Genomic DNA, 583 nt, shown 5'->3' on the forward strand with positions numbered 1-583 from the left:
ACATAAACTCTACATCATCAATAATTGGCGTAGCTCCGAATCTGCCAGATGCATACCACTTATCTAAAGGAGTATTCAAACGCACACCCTCCAAATCAGAACATCTAAATAAAATGCTTTCTCCGCGTTCATTCTTCTCCGTAAACCAAACTTGGTCACGCCTAAAGGTATCATTGCTCAACTGCGTAATATCATGTGTTGCAAAAATCAATTGTGCATTTTTTTTGTTAAGCTCCGGATGATGAAATAATTGTATCAGAAAGCGAGTGATATTTGGATGCAAATTCTTTTCTAATTCATCTACAACCAATGTTCGCCCTTCTTCAAGTGCATCTATAATTAAACCGCCTAAAGCAAATAAATTTTTGGTTCCTGTAGATTCCTGTGCCACCTCAAATGTGTACTCTCCAACTTCCTTACCGTTTTCGTACAAAGGATGCGAGGTTTTAATATCATATTTAAAACGATCTTGAATTCGACCCATAACCTCCTGCGGGATAGAATTAGGAAAATTAAACTTATCCCAATCCTGTCTCTTATACACATCTCCGAGCCCACGAGACAGTACTCATGATCTCGTATT

The 583-nt window shown here is 38.1% G+C and carries 1 protein-coding gene; it reads right to left on the reverse strand.

What is annotated here, in order from left to right:
* The coding region (locus JHD69_RS20135; protein ID WP_199142117.1) for an AAA family ATPase at nt 1-484 on the reverse strand (484 nt) is incomplete at its 3' end.
* Nucleotides 485-583: the final 99 nt, after the last annotated feature.

Origin of the sequence: Pedobacter sp. ASV12, assembly GCF_016429155.1 — a bacterium.
Classification (GTDB): Bacteria; Bacteroidota; Bacteroidia; order Sphingobacteriales; family Sphingobacteriaceae; genus Pedobacter.